This is a genomic window from Amycolatopsis sp. NPDC004772 (assembly GCF_053601215.1).
Genome location: NZ_JBSGBK010000053.1, coordinates 34,546 through 59,804, shown reverse-complemented (window position 1 = coordinate 59,804; position 25,259 = coordinate 34,546). Strand labels below are relative to the sequence as shown.

Sequence of the window (25,259 nt, the reverse complement as noted above, 5' to 3'; positions counted from 1 at the left end):
TTTTTTTTTGTTTGTGGCGTCCCGCGGTGCGCCCCCCCCCCCCCCCCCGCGCCCCCCCCCGGCCCGGCCGGCCGCGCCCCGGCCCCCCCCGGCGCGGGCGGCCACGACGACGTGCGCCAGCTGCTCGGTGCTCGCCCCGGAGGCGAGCAGGTCGAGCAGCCGGCGCAGGGCGTCCGAGGGTGCGGTCACGGCCGTCATGCTAGGGCGAGACGGCCGCCTTCTCCGCTTCGACGTCGTCGTGCAGCGACTCACCACGGGTTTCGCGGGCGGACAGCAGCGCGATCACCGTGATCAAGCACATCGCCGCGACGTACAGCGACACCGGCACCGTGCTGCCCCAGGCGGAGAACAGCGCGACGGCGATCAGCGGGGCGACGGCCCCGGCGGCGATCGACGACAGCTGCCCGCCGACCGACAGGCCGGTGTAGCGCACCCGCGTCGGGAACTGCTCGGCGAAGAACGCGGCCTGCGGGCCGTACATCGCGCCGTGCAGCACCAGCCCGACGGTCGCGGCCAGCACGATCACCGCCAACGACTTCGTGTCGAGCAGCGCGAAGAACGCGAAGCCCCAGAAGGCCATCCCGATCGCGCCGAACAGGTAGACCGGGCGGCGGCCGACCCGGTCCGACAGCGCACCCCACACCGGGATCGTCACGAAGTGCACCGCCGACCCGATGAGCACCGCGGTCAGGCCGACGCCCTTCGGCAGGTGCAGCCCGGTCGTGACGTACACCAGGATGAACGCGGTGATCACGTAGTAGGAGACGTTCTCGGCCATCCGCGCGCCGATCGTGATCAGCACCTGCCGCCAGCTCTTGCGGAAGACCTCGACGACCGGGACGTGCTTTTCGGCGCGCGCCTCGGCCTGCCGCTGGGCGGCGAGGAACACCGGCGATTCGGCGACGGCCAGCCGGATCCACAGGCCGATCAGCAGCAGCACGCCCGAGAGCAGGAAGGGAACCCGCCAGCCCCAGGACAGGAAGGCCGCGTCCGATTGCGTCGCGGACAGGATCGCCAGGACGGCGGTGGCCAGCAGGTTCCCGCCGGGCGCACCGCACTGCGGCCAGCTCGCCCAGAACCCGCGGCGGCGGTCGTCACCGTGCTCGGAGACGATCAGGACGGCCCCGCCCCACTCGCCGCCGAGCGCGAAGCCCTGGACGAGCCGCAGCAGCGTGAGCAGCAGGGGCGCCGCGACCCCCGCGGTGGCGTACGTCGGCAGCACGCCCATCAGGCAGGTCGAGCCGCCCATCAGCACCAGGCTGACGATCAGCAGCTTCTTGCGGCCGAGCCGGTCGCCGAAGTGGCCGAAGACCAGGCCGCCGATCGGGCGGGCGAGGAAGCCGACGGCGTAGGTCAGGAACGCCAGCAGCGTGCCGGTGAGCGGGTCCGCCGTCGGGAAGAACAGCTTGTTGAAGACGAGGGCGGCGGCCGAGGTGTAGAGGAAGAAGTCGTACCACTCGATGGTGGTGCCGATCAGGCTCGCGCCGACGATCTTGGCGATCGCCGACCGGTGGGGTTGGCTCACTGCGGGCTCCACTTCCTTGTGGTTGTGCGGGTTCCTAGGCGGCGGTCCAGCCGCCGTCGAGCGGGATGGACGCCCCGGTGAGGTGACCGGCGTGCGGCGAGCACAGCCACCCGACCAGGGAAGCGACGTCCTCGGGTTCGATGAGCTTCTTGATCGCGGCCCGCTTGAGCAGCACCTCGGCGACGACGTCCGCACGCGGGATGTCGTGCTCGGCGGCCTGGGCGTCGATCTGCCCGTCGACCAGAGGGGTGCGGACGTACCCGGGGTTCACGCAATTGCTGGTGACCCCGTGTGCGGCGCCTTCGAGAGCGGCGACTTTCGAAAGCCCTTCGAGCCCGTGCTTGGCGGCGACATAGGCGGCCTTGTAGGCCGAGGCGCGCAATCCGTGGACGCTCGACATGTTGACGATCCGGCCCCAGCCCCGGGCGTACATCCCGGGGAGCGTGTGCCGGATGAGCCGGAAGGGAGCGGTGACCATCAGGGCCTGGATCCGCTCGAAGACCTCCGGCGGGAAGTCTTCGAGCGGCGCGACGTGCTGGATCCCGGCGTTGTTGACCAGGACGTCGACTTCGGCGGGGAGCGCGTCGATCGCCGCGGGATCGGTGAGGTCGGCGACGTGCGCCCAGCCGCCGACCTCGGCCGCCGCCGCCTCGGTGCCCCGCTCGTCGATGTCGACGACGTGCACCTTGGCCCCCGCCGCGGCGAGGGCGCGGACGCAGGCGAGGCCGATACCGCCGGCACCGCCGGTGACGAGGGCGGTGCGCCCGTCCAGATCGCTGGTCATGGACGGGAACGGTAAGCGTGACGCCGGTCGCTGACCATGTGGGCGGCAGCCACACCTAGGCAAGATCCAGTGGGGTGAGCCCACATGGATCGGCTCAGGAGCGGTCCGCCAGCACCGCGAGGTAGTGCACGTTGGTCATGATCCCGAGAACGTTGCCGAACGGATCGACGACCGACGCCGTCACGAACCCGGGCCCGCGCTCGATGATCGGCTCGTACTCCTTCGCCCCCAGCTCCAGCAGCCGCGCGAACGTCGCTTCCAGGTCATCGACGTGCCAGTGCACGATCTCCCCACCCGGCTCGGCGTGTGTGAAGGGGGCGTACTTGCGGTCGATGATCCCGAGTTCGTGCTGGTAGTCGCCGACCCGGAACTCCGAGTACCCGGGAACGTTGAAGTACGGCTCGACCCCCAGGAACTCGGTGTACCAGGCCTTCGCGGCCTCGTGGTCCTCGGCGTAGTAAGTGACGGTGGCCATCCCTCGCAGCATGTCTGCTCCTCTCAAGCGGTCCGAGAGCCAGCATGGCGGCCAAAGTGCTCACCAAGTGAGCACTTTGACAACGGTCTTCCCGCCCATTCCGTTGCGCCGGAAATGCTATTGTTCTGCCATGCCGATAAGCGTCTTCGTGTCGTACACGCATGATTCAGCCGAACACAAAGATCAAGTGCTCTTGTTCAGCGAGTTCCTCATGCGAAACGGTATCGACGTCACCCTGGACCAGTGGAAACTGGAGGCTCGCCAGGACTGGTACACGTGGGCCATCGGCAGCATCGAAAACGCCGACTACGTCATTGTCGTCGCCTCGACCCGGTACCGCGAGGTCGCCGACGGTTACGCTTCGGCCGGAGACAATCGCGGCATGCAATCGGAGGCCGCGCTCCTGCGCGAAAAGCTGCACAGCGACCGGCCGACGTGGACGCGCAAGATCCTTCCGGTGCTCCTGCCGGGCCACATCCCGGCCGAAATCCCGGCATTCCTGCAGCCGCAGACGGCCGACCACTACTTCGTCACCGAGTTCACCGTCGCCGGCGGCGAATCCCTGCTCCGCGTGCTGACCGGCCAGGTGCCGTACGTGAAGCCGGCGCCGGGACGGATCCCCGACCTGCCCCCGCGGCTCCGCCCGAAGCCCCGGCCCGCCGGCGGCCTCGACCAGAACATCGTTTCCCACGGCGGCATCACGATCGTCAACCAGGGCGGCGACCAGAACGTCTCGATGTGACGCCTTCGGCTAGGCCGGGTTGTGGCGCGCCCGGATCATCTTCTTGAGGGTGGCAAGCGCGCGTTCGTTTCTACGCCAGGCGATTTCGTTCTCGGCACCGAGTGTCTCGCCGAAGCCGGTGTTCAGCTCGACCTGGTGGCCGTCGATGATCGAGATCGTGAACTCCTGGGCATAGGGGATGTCGGCATACTTCTCGTGCTCGCCATCGCCGTCCCGGTCGATCAGCTCGTCGAGCTTGCGGAACCGGGCCACGATCGGCGCGGGCATGGTGACCCGCTTGGTCGAGACGCTCACGATGTCCCGGTAGTGCCACTCGGCGATCTCCTCGTGGATGGGTTCGCCGGTGCGGAAGTCGATCTCGCACCGGTAAATGCTGATCAGATCGTTGGTGAGAAAGAGGATCAGCACGTCGTAGTGACTGGCGCGCCACTTGTGGTCATCACCGCGCCGGGCGCACCACGAGTCCGCGAGAGACCCCGTCGGCGAGGACATGCCGACCACTGACTGGATCGGGTAGACGAGGTCGCCGCCTTCATGCTTCGTCTTCGCCACCAACCGAACCAGCCGGCTCGCCTTGGTCTCCAGCGCAGCAATGTCCTCCTGCAGCCACGCGTCCATCTGCGCGTCGCTCGGCTTCGGCTCCGCTGCCGCGTACCGCTTCAGGTAGACGCGGTACTGCTTCACCTTCCGCCAGCCCCATTTCACGGCAAAGTAGGCGACGATGAGCAGCACGAGACTGCCGGCGTTGCGCTCCGACGCGGCCGTGATCACGCAGAGCGCTGCGACACCGAGCACGATCGCTCCAGGTGCTGCACTCTGACGACGTGGCGTCTGCACGAAGTAACGCCTGACCGCTTCTCCGCGTGCCGGATCGAAATCGCGGACCACCGGCACCTGCTCGGGTTCCGCCAGCACGATCATGCCGAACTCGTTCGCGCGTGCCTGCAGCAGCCTGAACGTGCGGCCTTGAGCCCGTCTCACGTGCGTGACCAGCGGCTCGAGCTGTGTCGGCTGCAGTTCGTCGATGCTCGCGGCCAAGGCATCCGCCGACGGCGGCTTGGCCGGCATGCTGTTCGCTGCGTAGTAGTCGTCCTTCACCAGGGCCCACAACACGTTGGCCTGGTGGGTCACCACGATGTCGCCGTAGTCGATGGCCTGCTCGATGTGGGCCTCGACGCGGTCGATCTGCTCGGGCGAGCGGTCGTTGGGAGGGCGGCCGACCAACATGGCCAGCGCCGCGCAGAAGTGCCCGGTGGCGAGGTCCCGCTGCGCCTCCGGCATCTTCTGGGCGCCGACTTTCCGGGCGTCGCTGAGGAATTCTTCGAACTCGCTGACCGCCTTGGCGTACATGCGGCCTTTGAGGGCCATCAGGCCGTTCTGGAGGTGGTCCTTGACGGACTCCATGTATATGGTCTGGTTGCCGCCTTGATTGGCGAACACCGTCCCGTCCGTGTTCTGGATGCTTTGCCGGGAATGGGGGTCGTTCGTCACGGGTTTCCTTCGGTTCGCGCGAATACCCCGTGACGGGCGAGCACACGGGCGGCCGAGCCTAGGCCGGAGCCGTACCGGTTTCCGCCGTTGACCAAGTACTGACAACTAATTGTCAGGTCCGCCGGAAAGGAGCGGTGACACGGCCGGGTGCGACACTGCGTCCATGCGCGCCGACCGCCTCGTGGCCACCCTGCTGCTGATGCAGACCCGTGGCCGCGTCACGGCCGCCGAGCTGGCGACGGAACTGGAGATCTCCGTCGCCACCGCGCGTCGCGATCTCGAAGCCCTCTCGGCGGCCGGCGTGCCCGTCTACCCCCAGCCCGGGCGCGGTGGCGGCTGGCAGCTCGTCGGCGGCGCGCGCACCGACCTCTCCGGCCTGAGCGCCCGCGAGGCGCAAGCCCTCTTCCTCCTGGCCGGCCCGGCCGCCTCCGGCGCGCCGGAGGTCAAATCGGCCCTGCGGAAGCTGATGGGGGCATTGCCGGGCACGTTCCGGGCGGACGCCGAGGCGGCGGCGGACGCGGTCGTCGTCGACCAGGCCGGCTGGGGTGAGCGCCCGAAGGAACGGCCGCCGATGGTCTCGCTGCTGCGGGACGCCGTCATCGCCCGCCGACGGGTCCGCCTCGCCTACGCCGGCCGCGCGAAGTCCGAGCGGCTCGTCGATCCGTGGGGCCTGGTCGACAAGGACGAGGTCTGGTACCTGGTCGCGGGCACGGCGAAGGGCCGCCGGACCTTCCGCGTCGACCGGATCGTCTCCGCCGTGACGACCGACGAGCCCGCCGACCGCCCGTCGGACCTCGAGCTGACGACGGTCTGGCAGGAGGTCGTCGAGGAGGTGGAGAAGCGCCGTTCGCTGCTCAGCGCGGACGTCGTGCTCGACCGGCGGCACTTCGAGGTGCTGCAGGACCGGTTCGGGCGGCACTGCGCGCTGGTCGCCGAACTGCCCGGGGACCGCGTCCGGGCGCGGGTCGCCGCGCCGGCGCCGGTGATGATCGCGCAGGAGCTGGCCGGGTGGGGCGCGCTGGTCGAGGTGGAAGGCCCGGCGTCGGTACGGGCCGAGCTGGCGCGGCTCGGCGCGGAGCTGGTCGCCCGCTACGGAACGTGACAGCCCAGTCCGCGTCCGTTGAATCACCGTTCGTCGCCTTTGTCCGACTCGGCGGCCAGGCGTTCACCGGACAGCTTGACCGGGCTTCACGCCCCCGCTGTCGATCACGTCGAACCGCCCGATGGCCACTATGCTTGGTGAACGCCGTTAATCGGTCTACAATGGACACCCGGAGGACACACTCCGAGTGTCCGTTACCCGCCGGTATCTGGCCGTTCGGAGTATCCCTGATCACCCATTTGCTGCTACTGTGACGCCTCCGTGACCTGAACGTGCGTTCGGTGACACTTCGGTGAGGGCAGACAATGCGTGACGATGTGGTCGAAGCGAGTGCCGTGGTCGGGCACCCGCCGGACGTGGTGTGGCAGATCGTCGGATCGCCGGAGTGGTACTCGAGGTTCGTGCCGGAGATCAGCTGGTGCGAAATCCAGGAGCCGGCCGCGCGCGGGCGCGGCCCGAAGGGCGCGATCCGGATCGTCCCCGCGCGGGGACCGCTGATCGAGACGCAGATGCAGGCCGTCGTCCACCGGCCGGGCGAGCACGTCGTGTGGTGCGGGGTTCCCGACGAGGGCACCTGGGTCTCGCTGGAGCTGAGACCGCTGGCGGGCGGCCGGACCGAGCTGTTCGTGCGGATGATGCTGCCGCCGGCCTACCTGGACCTGGTCTCGTCGATCAAGAAGGACGTCCGCGCCCTCGGCCGCCGCCTCGACCTGCACCTGGCGGGCGCAGCCGACCCGGACACCGACGGCGAGACCAACAAGGCCACCAAGCTGCGCACCACGAGCATCCTGCTGCGGGCCGGCGTGCTCAGCGCCGCGCGGCCGGACAAGCTGGCGCGCCAGCTGAACTCCCTTGCCCAGTGGGGCGCCACGGTCGCGGGCGGCTACCAGGCCGCGGCGGCCCGCGTCCCGGACGAGCCCGCCCTGCACGACGAGCGCAGCTTCCGCACCTTCCGCCAGGTCCAGGAGCGCAGCGACCGGCTCGCCAACGCGCTGAGCGAACTCGGCGTCGTCGAGCGCGACCGGATCGCGCTGATGTGCCGCAACCACGCCGCGATGATCGAGTCGTTCGTCGCCGCCAGCAAGCTCGGCGCCGACGTCATCCTGCTGAACACCGGGCTGTCCGCCGCGTCGGTCAAGGACGTCCTCGCCGAGCACCGGCCCTCCGCCGTGCTGGCCGACGACGAGTTCGCGCAGACCATCGCGAACGTCCCCGGCGACTTCGCCCGGATCAGCACCTGGCCGGACGCCGACGCCGGCTACCCGACCGTCGACGAGCTGATCCAGGCCGCCCCCGCCGACCGCCCGAAGCCGGTCGAGCGGCCGGGCCGGCTGATCGTCCTCACCTCCGGCACCACCGGGACGCCGAAGGGCGCCCGCCGTCCCACGCCGAAGGGGCTGGGCACCGCGGCGGCGATCCTCGACCGGATCCCGCTGCGCTCCGGCGACCGGCTGCTCGTGGCGGCGCCGCTGTTCCACACCTGGGGCCTCGCGGCGATGCAGATCGGCATGGCGCTGCGGGCGTCGCTCGCGCTCACCCGCAAGTTCGACGCCGAAGAGACGTTGCGGACGATCGCCGAGCAGAAGTGCGACGCGCTGTTCGCCGTGCCGATCATGCTGCAGCGGATCCTGGACCTGCCCGAGCGGGTCCGCGCGCGGTACGACCTGTCGTCGCTGCGGATCGTGGCCAGCAGCGGCTCGGCGATGTCCGGGCCGTTCGTCACGCAGTTCATGGACACCTTCGGCGACGTCCTCTACAACTTCTACGGCTCGACCGAGGTGTCCTGGGCCAGCATCGCCGACCCGGCGGACCTGCGCGCGGCGCCGACGACGGCCGGCCGCTGCCCGCTCGGCACCCGGCTGGCGATCCTGGACGAGGACCGCAAGCCGGTGCCGCCGGGCGGCGAGGGCCAGATCTTCGTCGGCAACGACATGCTGTTCGAGGGCTACACGAGCGGGACGGACCCGGCCCGCGCGGCGGACATGATGGCCAGCGGCGACGTCGGCTACCTGGACGCCGCGGGCCGCCTGTTCGTCACCGGCCGCGCCGACGAGATGATCGTCTCGGGCGGCGAGAACGTGTTCCCCCGCCCGGTGGAGGAGGCTCTGGTGGCGCTCCCGGGCGTCCACGACGCGGCGGTGGTCGGCGTCGCGGACGCGGAGTGGGGCCAGCGCCTGGCGGCGTACGTCGTCCCGCGCCGGGGCGCCTCGCTGCACGCGGAGGACATCCGCCAGTACATCCACCAGCGCTTGGCCCGGTTCGCGGTCCCCCGCGACGTGTACTTCGTGCCGGACCTGCCCCGCAACGCGACGGGCAAGATCCTCAAGAGGCTCCTGCACGACGACACCTGGCCGGCGACCAGCGAATACTGATGCCCGAGCACACCCCGGACGGCCGCTACATCATCGTGAACGGCCGCCGCTGGCGCGCCACCGACCCCGAAATCCCCGACGACGTCCGAGACCGCCTGCAGAAGCACCTGATGGCGGCCCGGCGCGCGCAGGACCGCGCCCGCGTCCAGGCGGCGAAGGTGGCGTTGGGCGAGCGCGGTGAGCCGTGGTGGGAGCAGACGTCCGCCCAGCGCCGGGCGCGCTGGGAACGCGGGCTGGCCGAGCTGGATCAGCCGACCGGCTGACGCAGCACCGTCCGCAGCCTCGCGGGCTCGACCCGCCGCGGGTCGCCGAGGTACACCTCGTGGTGCAGCCCTGTCAGCTCGAGCCCTTGCTCCGCAAGGTATTCGTCGTGCAACCGCGCCAGCAGCGGACCTTCGTCGTCGTAGGACCCCACGTGCAGCGCCTGCGCACACCGCCCCTCGTGCAGCTTCTCCAACCGCACCGGTGCATCGAGCTTCTTCTTGCGCCGCACCGTCTCCCGGGCCCCCTCGACCGCTTCCTCCCCGATCCACGCGGGCTGCGCGATCAGCATCGTCCACTGCCAGGAATCCTTGGCGCGCACGGTGAACGCGGCATAATCCTCCGCCCACCACAGGCCCTCCAACGGCCCCACGACGAAGTCCTCCCCACGCTGCTTCGCCGCCATCTTGATCGTGTACGCGAAGGCGTACAGCGCTTCGACCGCCTTCTTGTAACTCTCCGCCGTGTTCGGGTTGCCGCGGCCGTCGATCGCGAGGAACCGCTGTTCGGGGACGTCCACCAGCTCCCACGCGGTGTTCTTCGGCGCGTACAGCTGCTTGAGGTCCTTCTTGATGTCGTACGGCATCAGGTCATTCCTTCCAGCCACCGGGCTTCCGCCTCGAGTTGCGCAATGGAGTAATCGAAGATCGCCCGGACGAACGGCGGGGCGTGGTCCTGGGCCGCGGCCGCGCGACGCACCTCGGCCAGCCGCTCCCCGACCGCTTCCGCGCGCCGGGCCAGCGCCGCGGCGAGCCGCGCGGGCGGGATGGCCGGGCTGTTCGCCAGGCCGACGAGCACGGGCGGGTGCACCGGCCGCAGCTCGGCGACGGCGGCTTCGGCGGCGGCCGCGCACGCCTTGCGGCCCGCTTCGGTGATCGTGAACGTCTTCTTGGCCTTCGCGTGCGCGCGCTCCCCCGCGACCTCGGCGACCAGGCCGCGGTCACGGAGTTTGCCCAGGACGTAGTAGATCGAGCTGAAGCCGAGCGCCGTCCAATCGCGCATGCCACGTTCGGAGACGACCTCGTCCAGCTCGTAGCCGTGCCTCGGCCGCTCGGCCACCAGGCCCAGCACCGTCAGCTCCGCGTCGGTCAGCACGGCCGTATTCTAGCACTAGAATACTCACCTTCCGGAAAATGTCGGTGGTGCCTGGCATGCTTCACCCCGTACCGGAAAGCGAGGTCGAACAGTGGGGGGACAGGTGGTGACGGCGGTGCCGTGGACCGCGGAACGCGTGGCCGGGCTGGCGCCGGATCCCGCATCGGAAAAGGCGGGCCGGGCGCTGGCCACGCCGGCGAAGTGGTCGGGCGCGGGCGCGTCCGAAGACGCCGTGTGGGGCTTCTGCCAGGGCAGTGGCAAGAAGCCGTACCAGACGTGCGTCGAGCTCGCCGAGCCCGCGTTCCGATGTTCCTGTCCCAGCCGGAAGTTCCCGTGCAAGCACGCGCTCGGCCTGCTGCTGCTCTGGGCGGCCGGGCGCGTCGACACCGCGGAACCACCCGAGTGGGTGCACGCGTGGCTGGCCGAACGCGCCGACCGCGCGAGGCGGGCGGAGAAACGCGCGGAGACAGCGGGCCCGAAGGACGAGGAGGCGGCCGCCCGCCGCGCTTCCGACCGGGCGGCCCGCGTCGAAGGCGGTGTCGCGGAGTTGAAAGTCTGGCTCACCGACCGGATCGGCGCGGGTTTCGCGGGCTTCGAGCGCAACGGCGGCGAAGAGTTGCGCACGGTCGCGGCCCGGATGGTCGACGCCCAGGCTTCGGGTCTCGCCGGTGGCCTGCGCCGGGCAGCGGCGATCGTCGGCCGCCGGGACTGGCCGGAGGCGCTGCTGGCCGAGCTGTCCCAGCTGTACCTGCTCGCCGACGCGGCCACCCGCCTGGAATCGCTGCCACTCGCGCTGGCGGAGACGGTCCGCACCCGGCTCGGCTTTTCGGTGGAGACGGCCCGAGTCCTGGAAAGCGGCGAGCGCGTCGCGGACGATTGGCTGATCACCGGCGCGGCGGACGAGGAGAACGACCGCCTGCTCACCCGCCGGACCTGGCTGCGCGGCCTCCGCACGGGCCGGGACGCGCTGGTGCTGTCGTTCGCGCCACCGGGCCGTCCGCTCGACGCGTCGCTCCCACCAGGACACCGTCTGACGGCGGAGCTGGCGTTCTACCCGGGCGCCGCGCCGATACGAGCCTTGGTGGCGGAGCGCGGAATCCCGTTGCCGGCCCCGACGGCCGAAGGCGGTTCCATTCCGGACGCCCTGGCGGCGCACGCCCGGGCGATGGCGGCGGACCCCTGGCTGGAGCGCTGGCCGGTGCTGCTGTCGGGCGTCACCCCGGCCGAGCACGCGGGCGGCTGGTGTCTGTCCGAACCGGACGGAACGGCGCTGCCGCTGGTGCCGTACGCGTTCCCGTGGTCGTTGCTGGCGCTGTCGGCGGGCCGCCCGCTGACCGTGGCGGGCGAGTGGAGCCAAGCCGGGCTGAGGCCGTTGACCTGCTGGCACGAGGGCCGGGCGGTGCGGCTGTGAAACCACTGCGCGAATCTCCGAAAGGCGGTGCATCCGTGAAAGCCTGGGAAGACCTCGTCGGTACCGCTCTCCTCGGCACCCGGCGGCGCACCCTGGACGCCGCCGCCCAGCCGGCCGCTGTCCAGGAGCTCATCGGCGAGCGCGAAGACCCCGCCGAGCAGCTGCTGGCTGCCGCGGCCGTGCTCACCACCTACCGCCGGGCCGGGCGGCAGCCGCTGCGCGACGTGCGGCCGCTGCCCGTGGCGCCCGAAGACGAACGCGCCTTCGTCCCCCCGCTCGCCCGGGAACGGCTCGGCCGCCTCCTCGCCGCCAGCCACCCCGACCTCCTGCTCGAATGGCTCGGCATCGTCGCCGGCACCGAGTACCGCGTCCCCCCGGAAACCCTGCCGCTGCTCGCCGAGGCCGCCCGCACCAAGGCCGCCCTGCGCGGGCCGCTGTGCGCCGTGGCCGGGCCCGTCGGTGCCTGGCTCGGGCAGCGGAACCCCGACTGGAGCTTCCTCGCCGCGCCGCCCGAAGAATCCGGCGACGTCTGGCAGTACGGCAGTCTCGCCCAGCGCCGCCGGTGGCTCGCCGCGAAACTCGCCCAGGAGCCCGACGTCGCCCGCGAAGCCCTCACCACGTCCTGGAAGACTGAGCCCGCCGACGTCCGGGCCGACTTCCTCGGCGTCCTCGCCGGGCACGTCCGCGCCGACGACGAAGCGTTCCTCGAAGCCGCGCTCACCGATCGGGCCGCCGCCGTCCGGGAACAGGCCGCCGACCTGCTCGGCCGGCTGCCCGGCACGCGCTACGGCGAGAGCATGGCCGAACGGCTGCGCCCGCTGGTCCACCGCCGGAACCGGGTGCTCACCGTCGCCCTCCCCCAGGGCGAACGCGGCGACGGCACCGTCCGGCTGCGCACCCTCGTCGCGTCCGCTCCGCTCGCCTTTTGGACCGAGTTCGGCCCGCCGGCCGAGGTCGTGCGGATGACCGTCGAGGGCTGCCCGGCCGCCGTGCTGCGGGACTCCTGGGCCACCGCCGCCCTGCGGCAGCGCGACGAGACCTGGGCACAGGCGCTGATCGGCGCCGACCCCGGCGGGCGCACCACCCCGCCGCTGGTCGGGGTGCTGAGCCCGGCCAGCCAGGCCGCCACCATCGGGCACCTCGTCGGCCGGCTGCCGGTCGAATCGTTCGCGCGGCTGGTGCACGAGTTGCCCCGGCCGTGGACGAAGGAGCTCGGCACCGCGCTGCTCGACTGGATCGCCCGCCAGGACGACCACCGGCTGGTCTCGCACGCCGCCGTCGTGATCGCCCGCGCCGTTCCACCGCAGTGCCTGCGCCACCCGCTGGCCACCACCCGCTTGACCATGGACGCCGGGCCCTGGCGCCGGGCGCTCACCGAAACGCTGAACTTCCGCCGCGAAATGTACGAGGAGCTCGCATGACCGCCCCCACCGTCCTCCGGCCGCACGCCGAACAGGACCACGCCGCCGAGCTGGCCGCGCTGGCCGCCGCCGACGATCGGGCCAAGCCGCCCAACTGGAACCTCTCGCCGTGGGCCGTCGTCGAGTACCTGCTCGGCGGCACCCTGCCGGACGGCACCGTGATCACCCCGAAGTACGTCGGCCCGCGGCGGCTGATCGAGGTCGCCGTCGCCACCCTCGCCACCGACCGCGCGCTGCTGCTGCTCGGCGTGCCCGGCACGGCGAAGACGTGGGTGTCCGAGCACCTTTCCGCCGCCATCAGCGGGGATTCGACGCTGCTGGTGCAGGGCACCGCGGGCACGTCCGAGGAGTCGATCCGCTACGGCTGGAACTACGCCCGGCTGATCGCCGAGGGCCCGAGCGCCGCCGCGCTCGTCGAAAGCCCGGTGCTGCGCGCGATGCGGGACGGCAAACTCGCCCGGCTCGAAGAGCTGACGCGCATCCCGGCCGACGTCCAGGACTCGCTGATCACCATCCTCTCCGAGAAGACGCTGCCGATCCCCGAGCTGGGCACCGAGGTCCAGGCCCGGCCGGGCTTCAACCTGATCGCGACGGCGAACAACCGCGACAAGGGCGTCAACGAGCTGTCGAGCGCGCTGCGGCGGCGGTTCAACACGGTCGTCCTGCCGCTGCCGGACAGCGCCGAGGCCGAGGTCGAGATCGTCAGCCGGCGGGTCGCCGAGCTGGGCACCTCGCTGCAGCTGCCCGCCGAAGCCGCCGAGCTGGCCGAGATCCGCCGGGTGGTGACGGTCTTCCGCGAGCTGCGCTCGGGCCGCACCGAAGACGGCCGCACGGCGGTGAAGTCGCCGTCCGGCACGCTGTCGACCGCGGAGGCGATCAGCGTGCTCACCGGCGGGCTCGCCCTGGCCGCCCACTTCGGCGACGGCGTCCTGCGCCCGCACGACATCGCGGCGGGCATCCACGGCGCCGTGGTCAAGGACCCGGTGGCCGACCGCGCGATCTGGATCGAATACCTGGAGACCGTGGTCCGCGAACGCGACGGCTGGGCCGACTTCTACCGGGCCGGTCAGGAGCTCTCTTGACGGCCACCCACCTGCTCGGCATCCGCCACCACGGCCCGGGATCCGCCCGGGCCGTGGCGGCGCGGCTCGCCGAACTCGAACCCGACGTCGTCCTCATCGAAGGGCCGCCCGAGGCCGACGCCCTGGTCGAGCTCACCGAAGACCCGGCCATGCAGCCGCCGGTCGCGCTCCTGGCGTACGCGACCGACGACGTCTCGCGCGCCGCGTTCTGGCCGTTCGCCGTATTCAGCCCGGAGTGGCAGGCGCTGACCTACGCCCGCGAGGCCGGGATCCCGGTGCGGTTCTGCGATCTCCCGGCCGCCCACACGTTCGCCGCGCCCCCGGACGAGCACACCGGCCCACCCGTCGACCCGCTGGCCCTGCTGGCCTCGGCCGGCGGCTACGACGACCCGGAACGCTGGTGGGACGACGTCGTCGAATCGCGGCGGGACGCCGAAAGCCCGTTCGAGGTGATCGCCGAGGCGATGAGCGCGGTGCGGGAGGACGAGAAACCCCCGCAGGGCAACGAAGCCCGCCGCGAGGCCTACATGCGCTCGGTGCTGCGCCGCACCCGCAAGGACGGCTTCGACAACATCGCCGTCGTCTGCGGCGCCTGGCACGTGCCCGCGCTGGCGGACCCGCTGCCGCCGGCGTCGCACGACCAGGCCGTCCTCAAAGGACTCCCGAAGCGGAAGGTCGCGTGCACCTGGGTGCCGTGGACGCACGGCCGCCTCGCCACGGCCAGCGGCTACGGGGCCGGCGTCCGGTCGCCGGGCTGGTACCACCACCTGTTCACCACGGCCGACGACGTCACCGCGCGCTGGCTGGCCGGGGTCGCCGCGGTGCTGCGGGAGGAGGACTTGCCCGTCTCGACCGCGCACGTCATCGAGGCGGTCCGGCTCGCCGAAACCCTTGCCACGCTGCGGGGCCGGTCGTCGGCCGGGCTCGCCGAGGTCACCGAAGCCACCCGGTCGGTGCTGTGCGGCGGTGACGAGGTGCAGGTCGAGCTCGTCACCCGGCGGCTGGTGGTCGGCGAGCGGCTCGGCGAGGTGCCGGAGCGCGTCCCGCAGCCGCCGCTGGCCGCGGACCTGACCGCGACCGCGAAACGCCTGCGGCTCAAGAAGGACCCGATCGTCAAGGAACTCGACCTCGACCTGCGGACGCCGGGCGGGCTTGACCGCTCGAAGCTGCTGCACCGGCTGCGGATCCTCGGCATCGAGTGGGGCAACCGGGAGGCGTCGGCCCGGCGCAACAAGGGCACCTTCCGCGAGACGTGGGCGCTGTGCTGGGAGCCGTCGTTCGAGGTCGACCTGGTCGCGGCCGCGGTGTACGGCACCACCGTGCCGTCGGCGGCCACCGCCGCGGTGCGCGGCACGGTCGAAGGCACGCCCCCGCTGGACGAGGTCACCACGGCGGTCGAGAACTGCCTGCTCGCCGACCTGCCGGAGGCGCTGCCCGAGGCGCTCGCGGCGCTGGACGCCCGCGCGGCGGCGGACGCGGACGTCGCCCGGCTCATGTCGGCGCTGCCCGCGCTGGCCAGGGCGACCCGGTACGGCAACGTCCGCGGTACCGACACCGGCGCGCTGCGGGCGGTCGCCGACCGGATGCTGGACCGGATCTGCGCCGGCCTGCCACCGGCCGCCCACGGCATCGACGACGACGCCGCGGCCCGCCTGGCCAAGCTGGTCGACGGCGTGCACGACGCGACTTCCCTGCTCGGCGACGACCCGAAGCAGCGGTGGCTGGCGGCGCTGGCCCGGCTGGCCGAACGACCGTCGCTGCCCCCGCTGCTGGCCGGGCGGCTCACCCGGATCCTGCACGACGCCGGGCTGTTCGACGCGCTCGACATCGAACTGCGGCTGGGCCGCGCGCTCACGCCGGGCGTCACACCGTCGGCGGGTGCGGCCTACGTCGAGGGCTTCTTCGACGGCGGCGCGTTGTTGCTGGTGCACGACGAAGGTCTGCTGCGGGTGATCGATGCCTGGCTGGCGGCGATCCCCGACGACGTCTTCACCGAGGTGCTTCCGTTGCTGCGCCGCACTTTCGGCGCGTTCAGCGGGCCGGAAAAGCGGGCGATCGGGCAACGCGCGGCCGGGCTCACCGGCACCGCGCGCACCGTGGCGGTGGCCGACGAACTGGACGAGGACCGGGCCGAGCGCGTGCTGCCGGTCCTGGCGACGCTCTTGGGGGTGGGGGCATGACCGCGGACACCGACCGGGTGCGGCGCTGGCGGCTGGTCCTGGGCGGCGACGGCGCCGGGCCGGGGTCCGGCCTGGAGGACGCTCAACTGTCCGATGAGGACAGTGGGGTGGACGCGGTGCTGGCCGCCCTCTACGACAAGCCCGACGAGGAGAACACGGGCGGCCCGCGCAGCGCGAACCTGGGTGCGTCGGCGCCGCGGGTCGCACGCTGGCTGGGTGACATCCGGCGTTACTTCCCGAGCACCGTCGTGCAGGTCATGCAGCGCGACGCGGTCGACCGGCTCGGGCTCACCCGGATGCTGCTGGAGAAGGAGCTGCTGTCGGCGGTCGAGCCGGACGTCCATCTGGTCGGCACGCTGCTGTCGCTGAACGGCGTGCTGCCGGAGGAGACCAAGGAGACCGCGCGCGAGGTGGTCCGCAAGGTCGTCACCGAGCTGGAGGAACGGCTGGCCGAGCGCACCCGCGCGGCGATCCGGGGCGCGCTGGACAAGGCGTCGCGCACGCACCGGCCGCGCCCCGGCGACGTCGACTGGGCGCGCACCATCCACGCGAACCTCAAGCACTACTCCCCCGACCTGCGCACGATCGTCCCGGAGAAGCTGATCGGCTTCGGGCGCCGGCAGCAGGCGGTGCAGCGGGACGTGATCCTGGCCGTCGACCAGTCGGGGTCGATGGCGGAGTCGGTGGTGTACTCGGGGCTGTTCGGCGCGGTGCTGGCGTCGATGCGGGCGTTGAAGACGTCGTTCGTCGCGTTCGACACGGAGGTCGCGGACCTCACCGAGCACCTCGCCGACCCGGTGGACGTCCTGTTCGGCACCCAGCTGGGCGGCGGAACGGACATCAACCGGGCGATCGCGTACTGCCAGGGCCTGGTCGAGCGCCCGGAGCGGACCCTGCTGGTCCTGATCAGCGACCTCTACGAGGGCGGCAACGAAGAGGAGCTGCTGCACCGCGTCGCCGAGCTGGCCGGCGCGGGGGTCCAGGTGGTGACGCTGCTGGCCCTGTCGGACTCGGGCGCGCCGTCGTACGACCACGAGAACGCGGCGGCCCTCGCCGAGCTGGGCATCCCGGCCTTCGCGTGCACCCCGGACCAGTTCCCCGACCTGATGGCCGCCGCCATCCGCGGCGACGACCTCCAGAGCTGGGCGGCCCGCGAGAGCAGCTGAGTTGCGGAATGAAACCGACAGGCCCGCGGTTGAACGGGAGGCAGGACGGCAGTTCCCGCAGGAAGGACGGCTCGCCATGAAGGTCCGCAGCTCGATCCGTTCGCTCGCCCGCCAGCCGGGCGCCCAGGTCATCCGCCGGGGCACCAAGCTGCTGGTGATCAACAAGGCCAACCCCCGCTCGAAGGCCCGCCAAGGCTGACCAAACGCACCCCACCGGCCCCGGAACCACCTCGGTTCCGGGGCCGGCTTGCGTCCGAAGGGCCACCTCGCGTGCTCAGCCGGGCACCTCGCGTGACGGGCCGGGCATCACCGCGATGCCCCTCCAAGCACGCGTGATGCCTCTTGGCGTCCCGTCAAGCCGGGCCGGCGAGGCCGATGAGGTTGCCCTCCGGGTCGGTGAAGTGGGCGACCACCAGATCCCGACCCGGTGCTCGGTCCGGGCCCATGCGGCGGGTGCCACCGAGGCGTTCGGCCTCCGCCAGCGCCGCCGCGACTTCCGGGACGCCCACGTAGAACACCACCTGGCTCTCGTAGGCCGCGCCGCCGCCGACGCCGCCCGGGATGCCGTCCGTCTCCACGAACCCGTACGCGCCCGGTTCCGACACCTGGTCCGAGACCGGCCCGGACGTGTCGAACTCCCAGCCGAACAGCTCGCCGTAATACCCGCGCAGCCGCGCCGGGTCGGTTCCGATGATCTCGAAGTGCACGACTGGCCGGCCCATGACCGTTCCTTTCCGTCGACTTCCGGACCGTCCGACCGTACGCCCATCGAGTTGTTAAAAACAACCACGACGTTGTACCTTGAAACCATGCCGACGAGCCGCAGCTACGGGGACGCGTGCACGATCGCGCGCGCCCTGGACGTCGTCGGGGAACGCTGGGCCCTGCTCGTGGTGCGCGAGCTGCTTCTCGGGCCGCAGCGGTTCTCCGACGTCCGCCGCGCGCTGCCCGGTGCCAGCTCGAACCTCGTCACCGACAGGCTCCGCGAGCTCGAGCGCCGCGGCGTCGTGACGCGCCGGCAGCTGCCGCCCCCGGCCGCTTCGACGGTCTACGAGCTCACCGGCTGGGGCCGCGAACTGGAGCCGGTCGTCCTCGCGCTGGGCGCGTGGGGCGCGCGAGTCCCGCTGCCCCGGCCCGCGTCCCTCGGCGTCACGTCGATGCTGCTGTTCCTCCGCGAGTCCGCCCGTCCGCGCAGCACCGCGTGCTACCGCGTCGAACTGGACGCTCGCGTGTGGACGGTCCGCACCGAACCGGGCCGGCTGACCATCGAGCCGGGCGAGCCCGGCGCCCCGGATGCGACGATCCGCACCGATCCCTCGACGCTGAACGCCCTGCTCGACCGGCCTCACGACCTCGAGAAGGCCATCGCCGACGGCAAGGTGACGATCGGTGGCGACCGGAACGCGGTCCGCAGGCTCCTGCGCGAGCGCGAAAGCTGAGCACGTCAGCCCGCGCGGCCGAACCGCAGCACGCCGTCGTTCACGCGGTTGAACCGCATGTCGGCCAGGTCCAGCAGATAGTTCTGCCGCATCATCCACGGCCGTCGGCCGCCTTGCTTCGGAAGGCCCGGGGCGGCCCGCTTGATGTACCCCGACTGCAGGTCCACGATCGGCCGCGGCCGGCCCGCGCCCGCCGCCGATGCCGCGTCCGGCACGCAGAACGCGAACCCGTGCCCGTCCAGGTACGCCAGCAGGCGGCACACGTACTGCGACGCCAGGTCCGCCCGCAGCGTCCACGAGCTGTTCGTGTACCCCACGCACCACGCCAGGTTCGGCACCCCGCCGAACATCGTGCCCTTGTACGCCCGCTGCTCCCCCGGCTCGATCGCCCGCCCGTCGACCGTCAGCGCGATCCCGCCGAACGCCACCAGCCGCAGGCCCGTCGCCGTCACGATGACGTCCGCCGGCAACGAGCGCCCCGATTCCAGCGCGACGCCGGACGACGTGAACCGCGCGATCCGGTCCGTCACGATGTCCGCCTGGCCCGACCGCAACGCCCGGAACAGGTCGGCGTCCGGCACCAGGCACAGCCGCTGGTCCCACGGGGCGTACGACGGCACGAAGTGCGGGTCCACCGGGATCGACGCCGGCAGCTGCGCCGCCACCCGCTTGCGCAACGCCAGCGACGCCCGGCCCGGCAGCCGCCGCATCAGCTGGAAGAACAGCGTCCCCATCACCACGTTCTTGCCGCGGACCACCCGGTGCGCCGGCTTCTCCGGCAGCAGCGCCCGGATCCGGTCGGCCAGCGCGTCGCGCCCGGGCCGCGCCACGATGTACGACGGCGACCGCTGCAGCATCGTCACGTGCGAAGCGCGCGACGCGAGCGCCGGGACCAGCGTCACCGCCGTCGCGCCGCTGCCGATCACCACGATCCGCTTGTCCGTGTAGTCCAGCGAATCCGGCCAGTGCTGCGGGTGCACGATCTCCCCGGCGAACTCCGCGCGGCCCGGGAAGTCGACGACGTGCCCGGACTCGTACGAGTAGTAACCGCTGCACAGATAGAGGAACCGGCAGGTGAACGTGGCGCCGTGCGCGGTCGTGACCGTCCACCGCGCGTCCGGCGACGACCACGACGCCTGCGTCACCCGGTGCCCGAAGCGGATGTGTTCGGTCACGCCGAACGCCGCGGCCGTCGAGCGGATGTAACTCAGGATCGACGGCCCGTCCGCGATCGCCTTCGGGTCCTTCCACGGCCGGAACGGGTAACCCAGGGTGAACATGTCCGAGTCGGACCGGATGCCCGGGTACCGGAAGAGGTCCCAGGTTCCGCCGATCGTGTCACGCGCTTCGAGCACCGCGTACGTCTTGCCCGGCAACCGCTCCTGCAGCCGGCAGGCCGCGCCGACACCGGACAGGCCGGCGCCCACGATCAGGACGTCCACGTGCTCGGCGGTGCTCATGCCCGGCAGCCTAACCGAGGTGGGGACCCCGCCGGACCGGGTCGGGGCACCGGCCCGGCGGGGAGGCCTGCTTACACCAGGACGACCTTGGTCGCGCCGAACGTGCCCTTCAGCGGCACCTCCACGGCCCGGCCGCGCACCGCGACCGTGACGCTGTCCTGCAGCTGCGTCGGATCCGACACCGCGAGCTGCGTCCGCGCGCCACACCGCCCGATCGCCACCGACGCCGGGCCCGACACGCTGACGTCGCCGACCGAGCCCGCCGCGAAGAAGTTCGCCAGCACGGTGCCGCCGCCGGTCACGCGGATCGCCTGCACCACCGGGGTGTTCGCCAGCACGCGCCACGCCCAGGACGCCGTGAGCGTGTCGATCACCGAAGCGCCCGGCAGCACCGCGTACGCGTACTTCGCGTCCGTCGGCTTGACGCCGTGCTCGAGGACCAGCTTCTGGTACCGGCGGGTGTTCGGCGTCGTCGTGCCTTTGGTGTTGGCGCCGGTGTCGATGTCGCGCCACGCGCCCGTGCGGTCTTCGCGCAGCGCCGTCACCGAAGCGTCGTCCAGGAGCAGGTACCCGCCGACGTTCTCCAGGTGCACCCAACGCGGCTTCCGCAGGGCGGACGCCTTCCCGAGATCGGCCGGAAGGCGTCGGCCGTCGGCCGTCAGCGTCCCGCGGCCGCCCTCGCCGAGGTTGCGGTTCTCGATCGTCGTGCGGACCGCGTAACCGGATGTGCTGGTGATGCCGGCGCCGAGGCAGACGATCCCGTCCGGGGTGAAGAACCACGACTTCTTCGCGACCAGCGAGCCGTCCCAGTTCTCGAAGTCGAACGCGCTCGTGCCGTGCCGCGCGTCCCAGCGGACGCCGCCGGTGTGCGCGTTCGGGCCCACCGGCACGCCGCCGAACTTGGGGTCGGCCGGGCCGTCGTGCTCGGTCGTGCCGGGCAGCAGCAGCGGGTCGACCGTCGGCCAGTAGGCGTCGGTGTAGTGGCCCTTGGCGTTCGGCAGGAACGTGTAGAGCACGCCGTCGCCGACGTGGTAGCCCTTGAGGTTCTGGCCGTTGATGGCTTCGTAGCGCGAAATCCGCGTGGAGCTGACGCCCAGCGAGGCCGACCAGCCGTCGGTGATGTGGACCAGCCTGTCCTGCTGGCCGAAGATCCGGTGCGTCGCCTCGACGCGCGCCGGGCGCGTCCCCGACGCGAGCATGTCCTGCGCGAACTCGATGCCCGGCGTCGCCACCAGGTCCGGACCGGGCGCGAACCGCTCCGGGTCCGGGATCTTCAGGAACGGCGCGAACGTGCCTTCCTTGAGCCACTTCGCGGCGAGCGCGTTGAGGTCGGTCTTGGTCTTGCCCGAGGCCGTCCGGGCCAGCACCAGCGTCGCGACGGTGAGCTGGTGGCCGATGTCGTGGCCGGTCTCCCCTTGGCGCGAAAGCATCCGGCCGCGTACCGGTTCCATCAGCGCGCCCGCGTAGACGAAGGGGGCGAAGCTGTCCGGGACGAGCGCGTAGATCTTGTCCTTCAGCGGCTGCGGCAGCGCGTACTCGGTGCCCTGGGTGACGTGGATGGCGCCGGCGAGCGCGGTCAGCAGCACGATGCCGTAGTGGCCGGGGTACGGGATGGTGTCGTGCTGGATGAACGAGCCGTCGACGTGGAAGCCGTCGCCGGCCGCGCGGTCCAGCTTCGCGACGACGCTCGCCGCGCCCCCGCCGGCGACGTCGGTGAGGGCGTCGATGCCGGTCTTGATCCACGCCGTGTCGCCGAGCATGGCGCCCGAAACGATCGAGATGAGCGCTTTGTCGGCGCGGTTGGCGCCGGTTTCGATCACCGACGCGTTGTTCGCGCGCAGGTTCGGGTTGCCGACGAACCGCTTGACCGGCCTGAGGTAGCGCTCGAGCTGCTCGGCGGTGAGCTGGTCGGCGACCACCGACAGCGTGTGCAGCAGGTAGTACGGGATGCCGATCTCGTAGGTGTACCAGTTGCCGATCTCGCCGACGTTTTCGTTGTACTGGCTGGCGTAGATCAGTTCCAGCGCGGCTTTGACGCGGTCGAGCACGACCGGGTCACCGGACAGCGCGCCGCCCGGCGTGCCCCAGTCGACGGCGATCGCCCGCAGCCGCGCGTACATCGACGTCGTGTAGTCGCTGCCGGGGCCGAGCGGCAGGTCAGTCCACAGTGGAGCGCCACCGCCGGCGACGGACATGCTGGCGTTGTAGGCCTTGGCGACCCGGCCGAGATTGGCGAGGGCTTCGGTCCGTTCGGGCGACGGCCGGTTGATGCCGGTCTGCAGCTGCCGGTAGGCGGCGACGATCGGCGCGGTCGCGGCGTTGATCGCTTTTGCTTCGGCCGCCGCGGGTTTCGTTGCAGGCGCGGCGAAGGCCGGGCGGGTCAGGAGCACGGTGGAGGCGGCCGCCAGGGCACCACCGCGCAGGGCATTTCTCCGGTTCACGGGCATGGCAATGCCTCCCAGGAAGACATCCTCGGCTTACGGGGGAACGGGGATTCAGTTGTGCGGCGGCGGATTTTCGGGGGTCACCTTCGGGACGTGGCCCGAAGGTGACCCCCACGGCAACGGAAACTGTCGGTGCCGAGCGATAGAATGGAACCGGGGGGCGCCCCCGGCGGGTCCGCGAAATCAGTGGTGCTGGTGGTGCGATCGGGTCAGCGGGAGCCGTCGGTGCGGCGGGGCAGCTGCCAGGGGTTGGCCTCCTGCAGGGGTTCGGGCAGCAGCGCGTCCGGGAAGCCCTGCCAGGCGATCGGGCGCAGGAACCGCTCGATCGCCGCCGTGCCGACCGAGGTCGTCGTCGGGGCCGTCGTGGCCGGGTAGGGGCCGCCGTGCTGCTGGGCCCAGCTCACCGTCACCCCGGTGGGCCAGTCGTTCCACAGCAGCCGGCCGGCGATGCGGGCCAGCGCGGGCAGCACCGGCCGCAGCCAGTCCACATCGGACTCCTCGCCGTGGATCGTGGCGGTGAGCCCCGGTTCGATCACCTCCAGCAGGCGCAGCAGCTCGGCCTGGTCGGCGTACGTGACGATCAGCGACGCCGGCCCGAAGCACTCCTCGTGCACCGTGGTGCCGCCCTCGAGGAACTGCTTTCCGGTCGTGGCCAGCAGCGTCGGGGTGAACGCCGGTGCGGACGAAGGCGACGACGAGACGACCTCGACGCCCGGAACCTCTCGCAGCTCCGAAAGCCGGGACGAGAACCCGGCCGCGATCCGGTCGTTCAGCATCGGCTGGGCGGGCGCCCCGTCGAGAGCCGCGCGCAGCGTCTCGGTCAGGTTGTGGTCCGCAGGCAGGAACAGCAGGCCCGGTTTGGTGCAGAACTGCCCCGCGCCGAGGGTGAACGACCCGGCGTACCCCTTGGCCACGGCTTCCCCGCGCGCGGCCACCGCGGCCTCGGTCACCACCACCGGGTTGACGCTGCCCAGCTCGCCGTAGAACGGGATCGGCCGGGGCCGCGCCGCCGCGATGTCGAACAACGCCCGCCCGCCCGGGATCGAGCCGGTGAACGACGCCGCCGCGATCCGGGGGTCCTTCAGGGCCGTGACGCCTTCGTCCTGGCCGAAGATCACGTTGAACAGGGCCGCCGGGGCGCCCGCCTTGATCAGGGCTTCGCGCACGATCGAGCCGGTCTGCGCGGACAGCTCCGGGTGCCCCGGGTGGGCCTTGAGGACCACCGGGCAGCCCGCCGCCAGCGCGGACGCCGTGTCGCCGCCCGCCACGCTGAACGCGAACGGGAAGTTGCTGGCCGCGAACACCAGCACCGGCCCGATCGCGGTCTTGACGCGGCGGATGTCCGGGCGCGGGCCCATCGGCCAGTCCGGGTCGGCGTGGTCGACGGTGGCGCCGAGGTACTCGCCGTCCGCGAGGACCTCCGCGAACAGGCGCAGCTGGAACGTCGTGCGCTTCAGCTCGCCGGCCAGCCGCGGGGTCTCCGGCAGGTGCGTTTCGGCGTGCGCCAGCGGGACCAGTTCGCCCGCGGCGGCGTCGAGGGCGTCGGCGACGGCGGTCAGCCAGCCGGCGCGTTCGGCCGGGGTGGCCTCGGCGGCGGGACGGGCGGCTTCGGCAGCTCCCGCCAGGATCTTCTCGAGCGTGGCGGCGTCGGTGGCCTGGCTCATCGGTGGAACAGCTCCTCAGTTCTCATGGGCGGCGGCGGTGGCCGTTTCCAGGTCGGGCCAGCGACCCGGTCCGGCCAGGCCGAGGTGGTACAGGTGCAGCTCGGCGGCACCCGCCTTGGCCAGCTCGCCGACGTAGGCGGCGATGTCCGGCACCGGCGCGGCGGCGACCGCCGTGATGTAGCTGGCGATCGCGACCCGCTCGGGCAAGGCCTCCCGGGCCGCCGCGACGGCCTCGGCACCCGTGGCGGGCGCCCACCCGAACAATACGACCGCGTCGACGTCGTCCGCAGCGGACGGCGTCAGCCCCGGCAGCGCACCGGTGACCCAGGGGTCCACCGCGCCGTGCAGCACGACCCGGGTGCCCGCCGGCAGCGTGGCCAAAACCGCCGCCCGCAGCTCGTCGGTGGCCTGCTGCCGGCCGCGCAGCAGCTGCTGGGTCAGCGACGGCGGCAGCCGGTCGCCGGTGATCCCCAGATCACCGGTGGCCAGCAGCCGCCGGACCTCCTCGACGAGCTGCGCCCGGACCGTCTCCGCGTCGACGTCCCACGCGGCCGCGCAGGCCTCGCAGCAGCAGATCGACAGCAGCCGGGCCACCGCGGGGGCCCAGACGCCATCGGTCTTCTCGTGCTGGTGCTGGTGGATCGCCCCGAGCGGCCCGCAGGCTTCGAGGATCACCGACGACAGCTCCAGCCCGGCGACCGAATTCGCGACCACGGCCGCGGCGTACTCGCGCACCGCCGGCTGCGACGGGCACAGCGCCCACGGGTACGCCTCGCCGAAGCAGTTCCGCACCACGACGTCCGGGTGCTCGTAGCCCAGCTGCGAGTTGTGCGTGAGGACGATCCAGGCGGCGGCCGGGATCCCGGCCTCGGTGAGCAGCCGGACGGCGTCGCCCCCGGAATCCGGGGACGACACCCAGTCCGGAGTGGACGGACGCAGCTCGCCCCACCCGTCGGTCACCGGCCGGTAGAACGCCGCGTGCCGCGCCACCACCGCCGTCCGGGACGGCGACCACGGTGTCGCCGCGCGGGCGCTGTGGTACGACAGCGCCACGGCCACCTCGTCGACGCCGAGCGCCCGGACCCGCGCCACGAAATCGGGTTCGACGACGTCCCAGGGGTAGGCGTATCCCGTCACCTTCACCG

The 25,259-nt window shown here is 72.0% G+C and carries 22 protein-coding genes; 11 read left to right on the top strand and 11 right to left on the bottom strand.

Annotation, left to right across the window (positions count from 1 at the left end; translation table 11 throughout):
- Window positions 1-199 precede the first annotated feature (199 nt).
- The 3 genes from ACWEF6_RS27730 to ACWEF6_RS27720 all read right to left on the bottom strand — a co-directional run bounded on the left by ACWEF6_RS27730 (window position 200) and on the right by ACWEF6_RS27720 (window position 2,796).
- Complete coding sequence (locus tag ACWEF6_RS27730) at window positions 200-1,525, bottom strand: MFS transporter (RefSeq protein WP_449685610.1); 1,326 nt, start codon at window positions 1,523-1,525, stop codon at window positions 200-202.
- 34 nt (window positions 1,526-1,559) lie between these two features.
- The gene (locus ACWEF6_RS27725) at window positions 1,560-2,309 is read right to left on the bottom strand and encodes a 3-hydroxybutyrate dehydrogenase (protein WP_449685609.1); all 750 of its coding nucleotides are present in this window, start codon (window positions 2,307-2,309) and stop codon (window positions 1,560-1,562) included.
- 94 nt (window positions 2,310-2,403) lie between these two features.
- Window positions 2,404-2,796 (bottom strand): VOC family protein, encoded by a 393-nt coding sequence (locus ACWEF6_RS27720; protein WP_449685608.1) that lies wholly within the window; start codon window positions 2,794-2,796, stop codon window positions 2,404-2,406.
- Between ACWEF6_RS27720 and ACWEF6_RS27715 the strand changes: the two genes are divergently transcribed.
- The gene (locus tag ACWEF6_RS27715; RefSeq protein WP_449685607.1) at window positions 2,795-3,526 is read left to right on the top strand and encodes a toll/interleukin-1 receptor domain-containing protein; all 732 of its coding nucleotides are present in this window, start codon (window positions 2,795-2,797) and stop codon (window positions 3,524-3,526) included. The two genes, ACWEF6_RS27720 and ACWEF6_RS27715, sit on opposite strands and share 2 nt — an antisense overlap.
- Before the next feature lie 9 nt (window positions 3,527-3,535).
- Here ACWEF6_RS27715 and ACWEF6_RS27710 read toward each other — a convergent pair whose 3' ends face one another.
- Window positions 3,536-5,017 (bottom strand): hypothetical protein, encoded by a 1,482-nt coding sequence (locus tag ACWEF6_RS27710; RefSeq protein ID WP_449685606.1) that lies wholly within the window; start codon window positions 5,015-5,017, stop codon window positions 3,536-3,538.
- A 163-nt stretch (window positions 5,018-5,180) separates the two neighbouring features.
- On the opposite strand from ACWEF6_RS27710, the gene ACWEF6_RS27705 reads away from it, so the two are divergent.
- From ACWEF6_RS27705 to ACWEF6_RS27695, 3 genes are all read left to right on the top strand, one after another.
- Entirely contained in the window at window positions 5,181-6,119 is a 939-nt protein-coding gene (locus tag ACWEF6_RS27705) for a helix-turn-helix transcriptional regulator (protein ID WP_449685605.1), read from the top strand.
- A 305-nt stretch (window positions 6,120-6,424) separates the two neighbouring features.
- The gene (locus tag ACWEF6_RS27700; RefSeq protein ID WP_449685604.1) at window positions 6,425-8,491 is read left to right on the top strand and encodes an AMP-binding protein; all 2,067 of its coding nucleotides are present in this window, start codon (window positions 6,425-6,427) and stop codon (window positions 8,489-8,491) included.
- A complete protein-coding gene (locus tag ACWEF6_RS27695) occupies window positions 8,491-8,754 on the top strand; it encodes a hypothetical protein (RefSeq protein WP_449685603.1) in 264 nt (87 codons plus the stop codon). Before ACWEF6_RS27700 ends, ACWEF6_RS27695 begins: the two co-directional genes overlap by 1 nt.
- Here ACWEF6_RS27695 and ACWEF6_RS27690 read toward each other — a convergent pair.
- Both ACWEF6_RS27690 and ACWEF6_RS27685 read right to left on the bottom strand, forming a co-directional pair.
- The gene (locus ACWEF6_RS27690; protein ID WP_449685602.1) at window positions 8,739-9,338 is read right to left on the bottom strand and encodes a GyrI-like domain-containing protein; all 600 of its coding nucleotides are present in this window, start codon (window positions 9,336-9,338) and stop codon (window positions 8,739-8,741) included. The two genes, ACWEF6_RS27695 and ACWEF6_RS27690, sit on opposite strands and share 16 nt — an antisense overlap.
- Entirely contained in the window at window positions 9,338-9,847 is a 510-nt protein-coding gene (locus tag ACWEF6_RS27685) for a PadR family transcriptional regulator (RefSeq protein ID WP_449685601.1), read from the bottom strand. The genes ACWEF6_RS27690 and ACWEF6_RS27685 overlap by 1 nt, the downstream gene beginning before the upstream one ends.
- 91 nt (window positions 9,848-9,938) lie before the next feature.
- Between ACWEF6_RS27685 and ACWEF6_RS27680 the strand changes: the two genes are divergently transcribed.
- From ACWEF6_RS27680 to ACWEF6_RS27655, 6 genes are all read left to right on the top strand, one after another.
- Window positions 9,939-11,258 carry an SWIM zinc finger family protein gene (locus ACWEF6_RS27680; RefSeq protein WP_449685600.1) on the top strand — a complete coding sequence of 440 codons (1,320 nt, stop codon included), beginning with the start codon at window positions 9,939-9,941 and terminating at the stop codon, window positions 11,256-11,258.
- Between the two features lie 35 nt (window positions 11,259-11,293).
- Entirely contained in the window at window positions 11,294-12,679 is a 1,386-nt protein-coding gene (locus ACWEF6_RS27675) for a DUF5691 domain-containing protein (protein ID WP_449685599.1), read from the top strand.
- Entirely contained in the window at window positions 12,676-13,761 is a 1,086-nt protein-coding gene (locus ACWEF6_RS27670) for an ATP-binding protein (protein WP_449685598.1), read from the top strand. Before ACWEF6_RS27675 ends, ACWEF6_RS27670 begins: the two co-directional genes overlap by 4 nt.
- Entirely contained in the window at window positions 13,758-15,941 is a 2,184-nt protein-coding gene (locus ACWEF6_RS27665) for a DUF5682 family protein (protein WP_449685597.1), read from the top strand. The genes ACWEF6_RS27670 and ACWEF6_RS27665 overlap by 4 nt, the downstream gene beginning before the upstream one ends.
- On the top strand, window positions 15,938-17,107 hold the full coding sequence (locus tag ACWEF6_RS27660) for a VWA domain-containing protein (protein ID WP_449685596.1): 1,170 nt from the start codon (window positions 15,938-15,940) through the stop codon (window positions 17,105-17,107). The genes ACWEF6_RS27665 and ACWEF6_RS27660 overlap by 4 nt, the downstream gene beginning before the upstream one ends.
- Window positions 17,108-17,183: 76 nt before the next feature.
- Window positions 17,184-17,306 carry a ribosomal protein bL36 gene (locus ACWEF6_RS27655; RefSeq protein WP_310971435.1) on the top strand — a complete coding sequence of 41 codons (123 nt, stop codon included), beginning with the start codon at window positions 17,184-17,186 and terminating at the stop codon, window positions 17,304-17,306.
- A 154-nt stretch (window positions 17,307-17,460) separates the two neighbouring features.
- On the opposite strand, the gene ACWEF6_RS27650 is transcribed toward ACWEF6_RS27655, so the two are convergent.
- Window positions 17,461-17,829 (bottom strand): VOC family protein, encoded by a 369-nt coding sequence (locus ACWEF6_RS27650; RefSeq protein WP_449685595.1) that lies wholly within the window; start codon window positions 17,827-17,829, stop codon window positions 17,461-17,463.
- Between the two features lie 87 nt (window positions 17,830-17,916).
- Here ACWEF6_RS27650 and ACWEF6_RS27645 point away from each other — a divergent pair, with 87 nt between their 5' ends.
- Complete coding sequence (locus ACWEF6_RS27645; protein ID WP_449685594.1) at window positions 17,917-18,546, top strand: winged helix-turn-helix transcriptional regulator; 630 nt, start codon at window positions 17,917-17,919, stop codon at window positions 18,544-18,546.
- 5 nt (window positions 18,547-18,551) lie between these two features.
- Here ACWEF6_RS27645 and ACWEF6_RS27640 read toward each other — a convergent pair whose 3' ends face one another.
- From ACWEF6_RS27640 to ACWEF6_RS27625, 4 genes are all read right to left on the bottom strand, one after another.
- The gene (locus ACWEF6_RS27640; RefSeq protein ID WP_449685593.1) at window positions 18,552-20,006 is read right to left on the bottom strand and encodes a flavin-containing monooxygenase; all 1,455 of its coding nucleotides are present in this window, start codon (window positions 20,004-20,006) and stop codon (window positions 18,552-18,554) included.
- Window positions 20,007-20,077: 71 nt separating this feature from the next.
- On the bottom strand, window positions 20,078-22,453 hold the full coding sequence (locus tag ACWEF6_RS27635) for a polysaccharide lyase 8 family protein (RefSeq protein ID WP_449685592.1): 2,376 nt from the start codon (window positions 22,451-22,453) through the stop codon (window positions 20,078-20,080).
- 206 nt (window positions 22,454-22,659) lie between these two features.
- Window positions 22,660-24,114 carry an aldehyde dehydrogenase (NADP(+)) gene (locus tag ACWEF6_RS27630; RefSeq protein ID WP_449685591.1) on the bottom strand — a complete coding sequence of 485 codons (1,455 nt, stop codon included), beginning with the start codon at window positions 24,112-24,114 and terminating at the stop codon, window positions 22,660-22,662.
- A 15-nt stretch (window positions 24,115-24,129) separates the two neighbouring features.
- Window positions 24,130-25,257, bottom strand: coding sequence for a hypothetical protein (locus tag ACWEF6_RS27625; protein ID WP_449685590.1), 1,128 nt, complete (start codon window positions 25,255-25,257; stop codon window positions 24,130-24,132).
- Window positions 25,258-25,259: the final 2 nt, after the last annotated feature.